Origin of the sequence: Caloramator sp. ALD01, from assembly GCF_000472625.1 — a bacterium.
Lineage (GTDB): Bacteria > Bacillota > Clostridia > Clostridiales > Caloramatoraceae > Thermobrachium > Thermobrachium proteoclasticum.
This window is the reverse complement of the sequence record NZ_AXAA01000004.1, coordinates 91,701-106,699: the sequence shown is the minus strand read 5'-3', so window position 1 is coordinate 106,699 and position 14,999 is coordinate 91,701. Positions and strand designations below refer to the sequence as shown.

Genomic DNA, 14,999 nt, shown 5'->3' with positions numbered 1-14,999 from the left:
TAAAAATGTCAGCCATTAGAGTTGTTATGGTTATTTATATGTTGGTGGTTTTGGCAATAGGTTATTATGCGATGAAGCAGACAAAAAGCTCATCAGACTTTTTTATAGCAGGTAAAAAACTTGGACTTATAGCTCTTGCAATGGCATCCTTCTCAGCTGCGATTTCAGGATGGGTTTTTGTAGGTGGACCAGGACTTTACTTTAGTATTGGACAAGGTTCTCTTTGGATGACTTTCCCAACAGCTATATCCTTTGCAATGGCCTGGATAATACTTGGTAAGAGAATGAGATTACTAACAGAAGTAAACGACTGTATGACTACACCAGATGCAGTATATGCACGTTATAAATCAAAGTGGGTTAGCGGTATTGCAGCAGTTGCAATATTAGTTGGACTTGTTCTATATCTTGCAAATCAAATAACAGCCTTTGCATTTATTCTATCTCCTATATTTAAAATAAATTTCCAATGGGCTGTATTAGTTGGAATGGGAATAGTACTTATATATTCTGTTGCAGGTGGAATGCTTGCAGGTGTTTATACAGACGTTTTTCAAGGAACCTGTATGATTATAGCTTCAATAATAATATTTACATTATGTTTAGTTACAGGTAGTGGAACACAAAATATGGCAGCTAATATTGTTGATGCCCTATCAAAGGATGCGGTAGGTGCAAAATTTGTGAATCCTTGGGGTATAATGCCTGCAATAACAACAATGAGCTGGTTCTTCTGCCTATCCATAGGTATAGTAGGACAACCCCACATAGTTCATAAATTCTATATGGTTAAAGATGTTAGAAAGATGAGATGGGGAGTTGTTCTTGCAGCAATAGGTGGAATGCTTGCAGGACTATTATGGTTTGGTGTTGGTTTAACAGTAAAATATTTATCAGTAACAGGAAAGCTACCAAAAGAGGCAGTAGAACTATTAAAGAAATCAACCGACAACACAATAGTTGTATTCTTAAACTACTATACTCCAAAGGTAATAGCAGGAGTTGTATATGCAGGTATAGCATCAGCAATAATGTCAACAGCAGACTCCTTTATAAATATAGCTGCAGCAAGTGCAGTAAGGGACTTACCCTTTGCCTTTAACAAGAAGCTAACTTCAAAGCAAGAGCTTTTTATGGGAAGAATAGTTGTGGTTGTTATAGCTGTAATTACAATTGTTCTTGCATTAACACTTGGACCTAAGGGAATTGCTCTTCTTGGTGCATTTGGTTGGGGTACATTTGCAGCAGCATTGGCACCAGCTATAGGTATTGGATTTAACTGGTCAAGAGGAACAAAACAGGCAGCCTTTGCTTCAATAGTTGTAGGACTTGTTTGCAATGTAGGGCTTGAAATAGCAAAGGTTTTAGGAGCAGGGTTCTACAAAACATATATTGCACCAAAGGGAATATATAATGGTACATTATCCCTATGTCTATCGATAATTGTATATATTCTTGTTTCATATATGACTAAAGAAGAAAAGCTTGATAGGAAGGTTGAGGCAGTATTAGAGGCATAGGAAAAGGGGCTAATCAGCCCCTCAGATTGTTGACAAACCTGTTCGTTAGCTAAATTATGAAAAAAGCCCCAAGAAAGGATTTCAAAACGGCATATTTCATAAGCTATAGCAATTCTTGATTTTCGACTTTGAAAAAGTCCGTAATTCGGCACAGGACGTGCCGAGCCGAGCGGCCATCAGGACGATGGCATCGCGAGGGTAGGACTTTTTCAAACAAAGAAAATCTTAGAATTGCTTGGCGAAATGAACGAATGCCTAAGAAATCCTTCTTGGGGCTAATCGTTATATAAATCTTTAAACAGTATAAGGGGCTAATTGGCCCCTTTATTCATACACACAACTTGATTCTGCATAAGCCTTAGATGAAGGTTTAGAACAATTTTTTCTCTCATCTTATAAAAGCAATCTTGTCCCTTTATATTTTCAACAGGTACAACATCCTCACGGCACATAAGTTCATTTATCTTATACCTTACTATTTCACATACTATATTTTGATTAAAGTATCCCTTATCTTCACATACAAAGTGATACTCAAGGGGGATAAACTTTTGTTCCTTATTTGTTTTTATCTCAGGTGGATTTATATAGCTTATTTCAGTTGTACACTCAAAGGGAACAAGATAGGTTAAATATCTAATATTTCCGCTTGTGCCCTTTGAACTTTGGCAGCGGGCAGAGGCGTATTCTAATACTTTTTTTATGACACCACGTATAAATACTTTTTTAGTTCCAGGGATTAATTTACATTCCTTTAGCTGAAGTGTTTTCTTAGATGCCTTAATACAGACAACAGGTTCGCAAAACCTTACTGAGTTTTCAAGTTGAAGGCATATTTTGAATTGGCTTATTACAACTGGTACATTTATATAACTAACGTCACTACAGCAGGGCTCTTCAGGTTCATTTTCACATTCAGGTATATTTTTTGAGCTTATAAGTATAGGGTCGCACTCTCCATCTTGACCTCCCCTTGATGCCTCATCAACTTCATCATTTTCATTCTCCTCTAATATATCCACAGTTAAGTTGGGTTCTTCTTTAACATTTAGCTCTTCACTTCTTTTAGATTTACTACTCATTAAACCACCCTAAATTAAACTTCATTTTATATTATGAAGTAGCTAAAAGGATGGTTACTATTTATTTTTGATGATGTATAATTATTATAGTAATTTTTGGAGGGGATTATATGAAGATAAAAGCAGTATGTCCAAGGGATTGTTATGGAGGTTGTTCTTTGATTTTAGAGGTTGCAGATGGAAGAATTACAAAAGTGGAGGGAGATAAAGAAAACAGGGCAACAGAAGGAATAATATGTAGAAAAGGAATTGAATATATAAGTAGAAATTATGGAAAAAACAGATTAAAGAAGGCATTAAAAAGAGTTGGAGAAAAGGGAAAGGGAGAGTTTAAAGAAATTGATATAGAGGAAGCCTTAAATGAAGTTGCAAAACGTATAAAGGAAGTACAAGAAAAGGAGCCTTTATCCTTTTTATTTTACAAGGGAGCAGGGGAGATAGGAACAGCCTCAAAGGTATACAATAATTTTATAAATCAGTTAAATGGGTATACATATGTTTATGGAGACCTATGTTCTGCTGCGGGGCTTGAGGCAGTTAAGGCTACATATGGAAGTGTTGAGCACAATGCTCCTTGGGATTTAGAAAATGCAAATCTTATTGTTATTTGGGGTAAAAATCCTGCTAACACTAATATTCAGGAATTAATTCATATAAAAAGGGCAAGGGAAAAGGGTGCAAAGGTTGTTTTAATTGATATAAGAAAAAGTGAAACAGCAAAATACGCAGATTTAGTTATAAACCCTGAGGTTGGTACAGATTTAGTTCTTGCAATGGCAATACACAATTATTTAATAGAAAATAAAAAGTATGATGTGGATTTTGTTGAAAACTTTACATATGGATTTGATGAATTTAAGGCCGAGGCTAAAAGATATACTTTAGATTATGCAGAGAGAATAACAAAGGTTTCAAAGGAAGATATAGTTTATATAGCTGATATGATGGCGAGCATTAAACCATTTACATTGATTTGTGGCTTTGGAATACAAAGACAAGCACAAGGTGGGCAAACTGTAAGGGCAATTTCCCTTTTACCTGCACTACTTGGAAGTGTAGGAGTAGTTGGTGGTGGTTTTAGATATTCAAACCATACAAGACCAAGGCTAAATATACCAAAGATGTTAAAACCAATTAAGAATATAAGAGGAATAAACGTAGTAAATATGGGACAAGAAATAAAAGAAAAAGGAATAAAGTGTATGCTAATTCAAGCTGCAAATCCAGTAGTGTCAAATCCAAATTCAGGGGCTCTAAGGGAGGCACTTAAAGAACTTGATTTCTTAGTTTGTATTGATACAGTAGTATCGGAGACGGCAAAGTATGCAGATATAATACTTCCTGCAGCTTCTACCTTTGAATATTATGATGTTTTAAGGTCCTATTGGCATCCGTATGTTATGCTTCACGAAAAGGTTACAGAGCCACTTGGAGACTCTATGCACGAGAGCAGGATATATAGAGAACTTGCAAAGAGGATGGGACTTAATGAAGAAAAAATACCAGAAAACAATTTAGAATTTGTAGAGTCTATTTTAAAATATTCAAAGATTAATGCTACTATTGATGATTTAAGAAAAGGGCCATACTTAACTGATGATTATAGTGAAGTAGTTTATAGGGATAGGATATTTAAAACACCATCCGGCAAGATAGAATTCAAATCTATATTACTTGAGGAACAAGGTTTTGATGGTGTGCCAAAATATAAGGAGAACAATTTAAATAATGGTTTTAAGCTCATTTCTATTCATAATAGAGATGTAATAAACTCACAGTATTTAAATATACCTTCAATACAAGATAAATTAGATAATCCATATGCATATATAAACATTGATGATGCTAAGGAGATTAATATAGAAGATGGAGAAAAAATAAGAGTATTTAATGATAATGGAAGTGTAGAGCTAAATGCTAAACTTACATATGATATAAGAAGGGGACACGTTATTGTACCCTTTGGACAGGATATAGATTTAAACTCATTAATTAAGGGGCAGAATACCGACATAGGACTTTGTACAGTTTTTCATAACATAGAAGTTAATATTGAAAAAGCAAAATAGGGGGATGAAATTATGTCAGAAATATTTGTGGAGGTTACTCGCGGACCTTTGGTGGAATGTGTTCATAGGGGTGATGCGGTGGTTGTAGATAAGACTGGAAAGGTTTTAGCATATTCTGGAGATGCCTATAAACTTACCTATATTCGTTCTGCTGCAAAGCCAATACAGACAATGAATGTAATATTATCTGGTGCTGCAGATAGGTTTAATTTTAATGATAAAGAAATAGCAATAATGTGTGCGTCCCACTATGGTGAAGAATTTCATATTAATACATTGAATGAAATGCTAAAAAAGATAAACATTAAAAAAGAGGCTCTTTTATGTGGGGAAACCTATTCAATAAATCAAGCATATAGACACAAACAGCTAAAGGAAAATCATAGTATAACGACTCTAAACTCAGACTGTTCAGGTAAACATATAGGAGTTGTTGCAACCTGCCTTCATAAGGGATATGGACTTATAGATTACAACACAAAGGAACATCCTGTCCAGAAGGATACATTAGAGGTTGTTGCAAAGGTGTGCGATATTAATAAAGATAAGATTATAATAGGTGTTGATGGATGTAGTGTTCCTGTATTTGGTATGCCAATCTATAATATGGCATTAGGTTATGCAAGAATGGTTACAGGGTATGGATTAAATGAAGAATATAAAGCTTCAGCAGAGAGGGTATATAATTCTATGGTAGCCCATCCTGAAATGGTGGCAGGAACTAATGGTTTTTGTACAGAGCTAATTAAGGCAGCCGGTGGAAAACTAATCGGAAAGCTTGGGGCAGAGGCTGTGTACTGCATTGGTATTAAGGATTTAGGAATAGGAATAGCAGTTAAAATAGAGGACGGAAACTATAGAGCCCTTTATCCTGCGGTTATGAAGATATTGGAGGATTTAAAGATACTAAATTATAATGAAATAAATAGGCTCTTAAACTTCAAAAACCCTCCAAATCTAAATAATAAGGGGGTTAAGGTAGGAGAGCTTAGGGCGGTTGTTGAGATGAAAAAGATATGATAATATGTTAAAAAATAATATTTTATAAGTAAAAGAGTTCCATTAACAAATATTTGATAGTGGAACTCTTTTACTTATAATTAAGCTTATAGTTTTTATAAAATGAGATAACTCAAAATTTAATTATTAGTAGTTCTGTGGATAATGTGCTTAATGGAGGAGACTGTTTACTACTAAAGAGTTCTTTATGGAATTACTAACTATAATATTATTTGCATTTCCTATATTTCCTCTAAATCCCGGTACAAATTAGATACATTTTAGTTTATTATTATAGTAAATAAGTCCTAATAGTATATTAAAATTTATCTAAGCACATATCAATAAAATAACATAAATTTAATAACATCTCATAATTGCTTTATCTTTGTACATATAAATTCCTCATAGTCTACATACAATTAAACTCTTTTTAATTAGCATCCAATAAATTATAAAAAACCACATTATTTTGATTATCAAAATAAGGGTGATATATAGGTATTTTTGGAGGTGTCACTATGTTTAATATTACACCTATTTTAGGTTTTAAATTTATTTATGGAAATTTTAAGGATATTATAGATTATTTATTTACATTAGATAAGATTTGCCTATATTCTGCAAATGGAGAGATTCTAAACAATATTATATTTAATAATCTACCTTTAGTGGAGAAGTATTATTTAATACCTGATGGAATTAGTGCTGTATATTTTGCCAAAAAAATTAATGGAGTAGAAGTAAATAAGATTGCAGGAATAGAGGTTATGCAATATATAGTAAACAATAAAGGAGATAGACCTATATATTTATTTGGGGCAAAACAAGAAGTAAATAATAGATTAACTGAAAAGTTAAAAAGACAGGGTGTTAATGTAGTAGGAAATAAATGTGGATTTGGTTATGATGAGGGAAAAGTAATAGAGGAAATAAACAACAGCGGAGCAGAGATATTGTTTGTAGCATTGGGTTCACCTTTGCAGGAAGAATTTATATATAGAGCCTTTAACAAATTAAATGTAAGATTAATTGTTCCTGTTGGTGGTGCCTTTGATGTTCTTTCAGGTTATAAAAGGAGGGCACCTAAAGTCTTCATAAGATTAAAATTGGAGTGGTTTTGGAGAGCATTAAATGAGCCAAAAAGGTTTAAAAAGATATTTTCGATTTTATTATTTAATTTTTATATTTTGGAGTTAAGTTTAAAACTTAAACAGCTTAATTTAAATTATGCTACACAGGAGGAGGAGATGTAGTTGCAATTTGTAGTTATATCAATATTTTTTTTACTACAGATTTATTATTTAGGATTTATTTATTATTATAGTTTAATATCCTTGTGGGGATTTAGGCTAAATAAAAGAAAGGATTTTAAACCTATAAAATCCTTTGCATTAGTTGTGGCAGCACATAATGAGAGTTCAGTTGTAGGAAGTATAGTGGACAATTTAAAAAAGCTTAATTATCCAAGGGAATTATATGACATATATGTAATAGCTGATAATTGTACAGACAATACAGCAAGCATAGCAAGACAAGCAGAGGCAATTGTCTATGAGAGATTTAATGATGAGCTGAGGGGTAAAGGATATGCACTTAAGGAATTTTTTGAGGAGTATTTATTTAATTTAAAGAAGAAATATGATGCAATATGTATATTTGATGCAGATAATCTTGTTTCAAAGAACTTTTTGCTAAAAATGAACAATAGATTATTAGAGAGGAATAAAGTAATACAAGGTTATTTAGATACAAAAAATCCAGATGATTCCTGGATTACAGTATCAAGTGCATTAGCTTACTGGATAACAAGTAGAGCTTTCCAGCTTGCAAGGGAGAATTTGGGATTATGTGCAGCATTAGGTGGTACAGGCTTCTGTGTAGACTACAATACATTAAAGGAATTAGGATGGAATGCATTAAGCTTGACAGAAGATTTGGAGTTTTCTATGAAATGTGTGTTAAAGGGGATAACTGTGCATTGGGAACACGAAGCCAAAATCTATGATGAAAAACCTTTAACGTTAAAGGCATCCATAAGACAAAGAATTAGATGGATGCAAGGACACTGGGATTGTGCATACAGATATACAACAGCCCTATTTAGAAAGGCTATTAAGGATAGAGATATAGTTGCGTTAGATGCTGCATTTTACCTATTACAGCCATCAAAGGTAATAGCCAATTTATTTGTTTTGGTAATGTTATTTCTAAAGATTTTATTTCCAGAGATATGGTTCAGTAAAATAATATTACCTCTTTGGTTATTAGGAATAAGTTTAGGGATTAATTATATAATTCCAATACTAATATTAATAAAAGAAGGAGTAGCATTAAAATATATTTTAGGTTTAATTCCTTGTTATTTTTATGGTTTAACTTGGTTCCCGGTTACAGTTATGGGATGGATAAAGAGAAAAGAGAAACAATGGGTTCATACGATTCATACAAGAAGTCTAACAATAGAAGAAATACAAAATAGAGAAGGAAGGGATGGAGGTGTAGATATTGAACAAAGTTGTCAGAGTATTTAGTTTATATCTAACATTTGTCATTGTTTTAATATTTAAGATATTAGTATTTAATAATATTGTGAATATAAATAACAACTTAATTAATTTTATCTCATTATTGGGAGTAGCTTTTATTTTATTATTTATATTGAGTTTATTTGGAACACAAAATTTTATTAAATATAGTATAGTATTTAATCTATTAATATCATTTATATTGATAGTAAATATACTGAATTATACCTATTTTAAAGACTTAGTATCAATATTTAATTTAAGAAGTATAAAATATATAGATGATGTATCAGAATCAATAAATAGAAATTTTTCTATTAATTTTATGTTAGTTTTTGTAGTGGATATATTATATGTAATTATTATAAGATTTGTGTTTAATAAGATAAAAAAGGATATATTAAATTTAAAATATATGGATATATTAACGAAATTATCAGTTTTAGCGTTAGCTGGAGTTATATCAGTAACTTCCACAGTTGCATATGCTAAAATGAAAAATAGTACAGTGTTTAATCAATTTTATAATAAGCATATGATAGCCTCATCAACTAATATTTTAATGTATCATTATTTAGACTTAAAGAGATATATAAAAAATATATCCTCCATATATAGTACAAACGAGATAAAGGAAGCAAATGACTCTTTGAAATATTATAACGAAAAAGATTGGCTATATGGTAAATATTATGGTAAAAATTTATTGTTATTACAATTAGAGTCCTTTCAAGGTTTTGTAATAGGGAAAAAGATAAATGGTATAGAGATAACACCAAATTTAAATAAATTAGCAAAAGAATATTATGAAGTTCCTAACTTGTATATTCAGACATCTATTGGTGGTACATCAGATGCTGAGTTTGTTGTAAATAACGGTTTATTATCCATACCGGATATACCTGTATATTATACAAATAATAAATTTAATAATTCTCTACCCAGATTATTTAAAGATTTAGGATATAAAACCTTTGTTATGCATCCCAATGATGAGTCATTTTGGAATAGAGGTATTGTTTATAGAAATATTGGAATAGATAGATTTTATAACAAAAATGATTATAAAATAGACGAAAAAATCTTATTAGGTTTATCAGATGAAAGTTTTTTAAAGCAAAGCATAGAGTATATTAAGTTAATGCCAAAACCCTTTTATAATATGGTTATAACAATGTCTACCCATTATCCATTTAGAGATAAAAAGTTTGAAAATGAATTAAATGTTGGAGAATTAGAAGGTACATTGATGGGAGATTATTTAAAGTCAATTCATTATTTGGATAGGCAAATAGGAATGTTCATTGATAGTTTAGAAAAAGAAGGTATATTAAAAGACACAGTTATAATAATATATGGAGATCACCACGGAATACCATATAATTTTAGGGATGAGCTGTCAAAGTTTTTAAATATTAAAATTGAGGATGACTATGATTGGTATAATCAATTCAAGGTTTGGGGACTTGTAATGTTGCCAGATAAAGCTGTTACAGGTAAGACAGAAGGCATATATGGACAGGCAGACATATATGCAACAGTTCTACATCTTTTTGGAATAAACAAACCAACTACAGAAATTAGTAAATCTGTATTTAGGAAAAAGGATTATGTATATCTACCACAGGGAATATTTAAAGAAAAAAATAGGGTATATTTAATGTTTACTAATAAGTATAAAGATTATGATTTAAATGAGTTAAGGAGAATTGATAAAAGAATTGAAGATAAAATAAATAAAATACTAAAGAATAACAATATAATTGTTAAATATATCAATAGATAGAATATGTATTGTATAAAGTTTTTGATTAAATCTAAAAATAAAATTTCTAAAAATTGTTGAAATATAATATATATATAGTGTAAAATAAATTTGAAAAGTGAATAAGAGCGTCAAGGGTGCTTATTTTAGCTTAATAGGGAAAGTGGTGAAAATCCACTGCAGCCCCCGCTACTGTAGACGGAGACGAATCCTAACCACTGGGAAACTGGGAAGGTAGGAGGAGGATGACCCGTGAGCCAGGAGACCTGCCTTTGATGTGCTAATCCTTCGGAGGGAAGGGAATGGCAAAGTTTTGAATAACAGCCTGCCCTTTTTGCAGGCTTTTTTATTTGGTAAGTTCAAACATTATATGGAACTTACTTGAAATAAAAATAAAAGCTTCCATTTCCTTGGAGGCTTTTTTATTTTACATAGATTGGGGGATTAATATGGAACTTTTAAGGGATAGTTTAAACCAAATACAACCATTATATGAAGAAAAAATAGAGGAAGCGTGGCAGAGAATTGATAATCTAACAAAACCTATAGGAAGTCTTGGAACTTTAGAAAAGATAGCGGCAAGGATGGCTGGAATAACAGGAAATTTAGTAAATAGTCGATTAAAGAAAAACATTGTTATTATGTGTGCAGATAATGGGGTTGTGGAGGAGGGTGTAAGTGCTTGTCCTAAGGATATAACAAGAATAGTAACAGAAAACTTTACAAGGGGAATTACTGGTGTATGTGTCTTTGCAGATATGGTACAGGCAGATTTAACAGTGGTGGATATAGGCGTAGATGCTGAATTTAATAACACTAAGATAATAAATAAAAAGATAATGAGGGGAACAAAAAACATAGCAAAGGGGCCTGCAATGGAGTATAGGGAGGCAGTTGAGGCAATTGAAGTTGGTATAGCTATTGTAGATGAGCTTGTTAAAAAGGGATATAACCTTTTAGGAACAGGAGAGATGGGAATTGCAAATACAACAACATCTGCAGCAGTTTTGTGTGCATTATCTAATCTTGAACCAGATGTTGTTGTAGGTAAGGGAGCAGGTTTAACGGAGGAACAGTATAGACACAAGATTGAAGTTGTAAAGAGGGCACTTGATGTAAATAAGCCAAATCAAAATGACCCGATAGATGTTTTAGCAAAGGTTGGAGGACTTGATATAGCAGGATTATGTGGATGTTTTATAGGAGCTGCCAAAAATAGAGTTCCAATTGTAATAGATGGTTTTATATCATCTGCAGCAGCCCTTTGTGCAGTAAGATTAAATCCTAAAATAAAGGATTATATATTTCCATCCCATCTATCTGCAGAACCAGGTGCAATATATATGATGAAGGAAATAGGACTTGAGCCTATGCTGAATCTAAATATGAGATTAGGTGAGGGTTCAGGCTGTCCATTTGCCTTTTTTATAATAGAAGCTTCCCAAAAAATGATGAGGGATATGGGCAGTTTTGAGGATGCTAACATAGTGAATAATTTTCTTATAGATATAAGAGAGGAGAAGGCAATATGATAACGCTTGTAACAGGTGGGGTGAGATCTGGAAAGAGTAGTTACGCAGAAGAAATCTTAAGTGGTAATGATGATGTTGTCTATATAGCAACATCACTTGCTGAGGATGAGGAGATGAAGGAGAGGGTAAGGCTCCATAGATTAAGAAGACCAAAAGAATGGAGAACCTTTGAGGGGTATAAATGTTTAAAGGAGGCAATTGGAGAAGAAAAAAACTACCTTTTAGACTGTGTAACAAATTTAGTTTCAAATATTATGTTTGAGATGACATACCAGTTAGATGATATAGATGAGGAGACAAAGCTATTGGTTGAGGGGAAGGTTTTGGAGGAGTTAAAAAATTTAATTCAAGCGGTTAGAAATATAGGAGGAAACTTAGTTTTAGTTACAAATGAGGTAGGATACTCTATTGTACCAGAAAACAAAATAGCAAGAGCCTTTAGAGATATACAGGGAAGGGTAAATGTTAGGCTTGGTAGCCTTTGTGATGAAGTTTTCTTAGTAGTCTGTGGTATTCCTGTAAAAATAAAATGATTAAATCTTTAATATTAACACTTCAATTTTTAACAAGGCTACCAATACCTGTTTCAGTAGAGATAGACAAAAAGACTTTATCAAGGGGTACATTTTTCTACCCATATATAGGTGTATTAATAGGCTCTTTAGGATACATACCCTATTATTTATTACACCCAATAGATAATCAAATAGCAGCACTCTTTTCAGTTTTATGTTTAATTGCTATAACAGGAGGCTTTCATCTTGATGGATTATCCGATACCTGTGATGGTTTTTTTTCCTCAAGAAACAGAGAGAGAATACTTGAAATAATGAAGGATTCAAGGATAGGAGCCTTTGGAGTTGTTGCAATTGTATTTGATATTTTAACAAAGTTTTTACTCCTATCTAAAATATCCTATAAATCAATGCTACTTACTCTTATGTTTTCCCTTGCCTTTGCAAGACTAACTGCTGCCTTTATGTTTACCTTTGGAAAAAGTGCCAAAAAAGATGGTTTAGGTGCTCAAATTACTCAAAACAGGTCAGAACTTTATTATATATTGGCATTTTCAAGCTTTATGCCTATTGCATTTTGGTATTTAGGATATGTAGCATTTTATATATTTTTTATTGATTTAGCCTTTGCAATACTTTTAATGTTAAAGTCCTATAAAACAATTGGAGGACTTACAGGAGATGTCTATGGTGCCTGCATAGAAATATGTGAGGTAATAGGTTTTTTTATAATGCTTTTAAAGTTTTGAGGTGACGCTATGCTGAATTTGTATCTTTTAAGGCACGGAAGTGTTGAGTCAAACGAGCATAAAAGATATATAGGGGTAACAGATGAAGAGTTATCCGAGATTGGGCACAATCAGGCTAGATATATGAGTAAAAAAAGTAATGTAGAGTTTAAAAGAATAATATCAAGTCCCCTTAAAAGATGCAGGCAGACGGCTGCCTATTTTGGAGATTTTGAAGTCGATGAAAGGCTGTTGGAACTTAATTTTGGAATATTTGAAAAGAAGGACTATATGCAAATTCAAAGGGAGTTTAAAGAGGAGTATAGTGCCTGGTGTAGAGACTATAAAAATTATAAGATTCCACAGGGTGAGAGCCTTATGGAGCTTTTTAAAAGAGTTGAAGATTTTTTAGATGATATAAAAAAAGAAGAAGGAAATATATTAATTGTAACATCAGGAGGAGTAATACGTTGTATGCTCTCCTTAGTATTTGAAAGTTATGATTATTTTTACAAATTTGAAATAGAAAACTGTAATATGTCAATAATAACAACCTATGATGGTTGTTATTGGTACATAAAAAAATTAAATGGAGGGGTCTAAATGAAAAACAAAAAACTGTTTCTATTTTTAATTTTATTTCTTTTACCCAAAATTGTATATGCAATGCATATAGGAGAAGGATTACTGCCACCTTTTTGGGCAGCCCTTTATTATGTTTTAATGTTTCCATTTGTAATAAAGGGAGCGATTGAAATTAAAGGGGCAAAGGAAAAGGAGATTAAGATGCTAATTGCACTATCTGGAGCTTTTATTTTTCTTTTGTCTGCACTAAAGCTTCCATCCGTTACTGGTTCTTGTTCACATCCTACAGGAACAGGACTTGCGGCAATTTTATTTGGGCCTTTTGTAACAGCGTTTTTATCTATGATAGTTCTTATTTTTCAAGCACTGCTGTTGGCCCACGGTGGAATTACAACACTTGGTGCAAATACCTTTTCAATGGGAGTAGTAGGACCATTTATAGCGTTTTTTACATATAAACTTTTAAAGAATAAAAATAGAAATTTAGCTGTATTTTTAGCAGCCTTTTTAGGTGATTTTACAACTTATATCATAACGTCTGTGCAACTTGCACTTGCCTTTAATAAAGCAGGATTTTTAAGTTCCTTTATTAAATTTATCTCAATATTTGCAGTTACGCAAATTCCCCTTGCAGTTATGGAGGGAATATTAACGGTTGTTATATATGAATATATAACAAAAAACGCATCAGAAGAATTGAAGATTTTGGAGGTGAAATGATGAATAGAAAAAATGTGTTTTTACTTTCCCTTTGTGCATTTTTAGTTGTTATATCCCTATTTGTAGGCTCAAGGGGAGGTGAATTTGGAGGTGCAGATGACCTAATTGAGGAGAGGATTGTTGAAATAGATGAAAACTATAAGCCTTGGTTTAATTCAGTATGGGAACCACCATCAGGAGAGATAGAAAGTCTTTTATTTGCACTTCAGGCGGGATTAGGTGCATATTTTATAGGCTACTATGTAGGAAGGAAGAAGAATGTTAAAGAGTGTGGATATGTATTCAAGAAATAGCAGTGCAAGATATATACATCCTGTGGAGAAAATGCTGTTTTGTATAGTTTCGATTGTAATAGTAAGCAACTGTGAAAATGTTAAATTAATTTTTATAAATTCAATTGTAATAATTTTTTTACATATATATTTTAAAACACCAAAGAGGTTAGTTTTAAAGTATGTATTTGGTATAGTAGGATTTTCCTTTTTATCAGCTGTTGTTTATTCTTTTGAACTTGGAATAGGTATTTTGATAATAATTCTTTTTAGGACGCTTTTTTGTTCATTGATGTTAACCCTTCTTATCTTTACAACCCCTATGGATGATATCATAGGTACTATTAAAGGTGTTTCCTTTTTAAGGGATACAGCAGAGATTATGGAGATGATGTTTAGATTCCTATTTGTACTTGAGGATGAACTTATGATTATAAATAAATCAATGAGGTCAAGATGTGGATTTTTGGGAATAAAGGCAAAGATAGAGGATACAGGAAGGCTCTCTGCTGTCCTTTTTATAAATACTTTAAAGAGATACAGAGAAGTAAAGGATGCACTAAATACAAGATGTTATGTGGGTAGAAGTTCAAGTCTTCGAAAATTTAGTTTTAGTCCTAAGAGATTAGCCTTTATAGTTTTATATCTATCTATATTAACATTTTTATCCTTTTAAAATTTAGG

The 14,999-nt window shown here is 32.1% G+C and carries 14 protein-coding genes and 1 riboswitch; of the genes, 13 read left to right on the top strand and 1 reads right to left on the bottom strand.

Annotation, left to right across the window (positions count from 1 at the left end):
• The first annotated feature begins 5 nt into the window (after positions 1 to 5).
• A complete protein-coding gene (locus A3M9_RS0103340; RefSeq protein WP_027307949.1) occupies positions 6 to 1,520 on the top strand; it encodes a hypothetical protein in 1,515 nt (504 codons plus the stop codon).
• A gap of 311 nt (positions 1,521 to 1,831) precedes the next feature.
• Here the strand turns inward: A3M9_RS0103340 and A3M9_RS14105 are convergent, their stop codons facing one another.
• The gene (locus tag A3M9_RS14105) at positions 1,832 to 2,602 is read right to left on the bottom strand and encodes a hypothetical protein (RefSeq protein ID WP_027307948.1); all 771 of its coding nucleotides are present in this window, start codon (positions 2,600 to 2,602) and stop codon (positions 1,832 to 1,834) included.
• Positions 2,603 to 2,712: 110 nt separating this feature from the next.
• Here A3M9_RS14105 and A3M9_RS0103330 point away from each other — a divergent pair, with 110 nt between their 5' ends.
• From A3M9_RS0103330 to A3M9_RS0103275, 12 genes are all read left to right on the top strand, one after another.
• Positions 2,713 to 4,671 carry a molybdopterin-dependent oxidoreductase gene (locus tag A3M9_RS0103330; protein ID WP_027307947.1) on the top strand — a complete coding sequence of 653 codons (1,959 nt, stop codon included), beginning with the start codon at positions 2,713 to 2,715 and terminating at the stop codon, positions 4,669 to 4,671.
• A gap of 12 nt (positions 4,672 to 4,683) precedes the next feature.
• Positions 4,684 to 5,691: an asparaginase gene (locus tag A3M9_RS0103325; protein WP_027307946.1), complete on the top strand. Its 1,008-nt coding sequence runs from the start codon at positions 4,684 to 4,686 to the stop codon at positions 5,689 to 5,691.
• Positions 5,692 to 6,191: 500 nt separating this feature from the next.
• Complete coding sequence (locus tag A3M9_RS13075; protein ID WP_051350574.1) at positions 6,192 to 6,926, top strand: WecB/TagA/CpsF family glycosyltransferase; 735 nt, start codon at positions 6,192 to 6,194, stop codon at positions 6,924 to 6,926.
• Positions 6,927 to 8,204 carry a glycosyltransferase family 2 protein gene (locus A3M9_RS13070; RefSeq protein WP_051350573.1) on the top strand — a complete coding sequence of 426 codons (1,278 nt, stop codon included), beginning with the start codon at positions 6,927 to 6,929 and terminating at the stop codon, positions 8,202 to 8,204. It begins immediately after the preceding gene.
• A complete protein-coding gene (locus A3M9_RS0103310) occupies positions 8,179 to 9,984 on the top strand; it encodes an LTA synthase family protein (protein WP_027307945.1) in 1,806 nt (601 codons plus the stop codon). Before A3M9_RS13070 ends, A3M9_RS0103310 begins: the two co-directional genes overlap by 26 nt.
• A 97-nt stretch (positions 9,985 to 10,081) precedes the next feature.
• Positions 10,082 to 10,252: riboswitch (cobalamin riboswitch) on the top strand.
• A 160-nt stretch (positions 10,253 to 10,412) separates the two neighbouring features.
• On the top strand, positions 10,413 to 11,495 hold the full coding sequence (gene cobT, locus A3M9_RS0103305; RefSeq protein WP_027307944.1) for a nicotinate-nucleotide--dimethylbenzimidazole phosphoribosyltransferase: 1,083 nt from the start codon (positions 10,413 to 10,415) through the stop codon (positions 11,493 to 11,495).
• Entirely contained in the window at positions 11,492 to 12,028 is a 537-nt protein-coding gene (cobU, locus tag A3M9_RS0103300) for a bifunctional adenosylcobinamide kinase/adenosylcobinamide-phosphate guanylyltransferase (protein ID WP_027307943.1), read from the top strand. The genes cobT and cobU overlap by 4 nt, the downstream gene beginning before the upstream one ends.
• On the top strand, positions 12,025 to 12,759 hold the full coding sequence (gene cobS / locus A3M9_RS0103295; protein WP_027307942.1) for an adenosylcobinamide-GDP ribazoletransferase: 735 nt from the start codon (positions 12,025 to 12,027) through the stop codon (positions 12,757 to 12,759). Before cobU ends, cobS begins: the two co-directional genes overlap by 4 nt.
• Positions 12,760 to 12,768: 9 nt before the next feature.
• Complete coding sequence (locus tag A3M9_RS0103290; protein WP_051350572.1) at positions 12,769 to 13,341, top strand: histidine phosphatase family protein; 573 nt, start codon at positions 12,769 to 12,771, stop codon at positions 13,339 to 13,341.
• The gene (locus tag A3M9_RS0103285) at positions 13,342 to 14,043 is read left to right on the top strand and encodes an energy-coupling factor ABC transporter permease (protein ID WP_027307940.1); all 702 of its coding nucleotides are present in this window, start codon (positions 13,342 to 13,344) and stop codon (positions 14,041 to 14,043) included.
• On the top strand, positions 14,043 to 14,336 hold the full coding sequence (locus A3M9_RS0103280; RefSeq protein ID WP_027307939.1) for an energy-coupling factor ABC transporter substrate-binding protein: 294 nt from the start codon (positions 14,043 to 14,045) through the stop codon (positions 14,334 to 14,336). Before A3M9_RS0103285 ends, A3M9_RS0103280 begins: the two co-directional genes overlap by 1 nt.
• Complete coding sequence (locus A3M9_RS0103275) at positions 14,302 to 14,991, top strand: energy-coupling factor transporter transmembrane protein EcfT (protein ID WP_027307938.1); 690 nt, start codon at positions 14,302 to 14,304, stop codon at positions 14,989 to 14,991. Before A3M9_RS0103280 ends, A3M9_RS0103275 begins: the two co-directional genes overlap by 35 nt.
• Positions 14,992 to 14,999 lie beyond the last annotated feature (8 nt).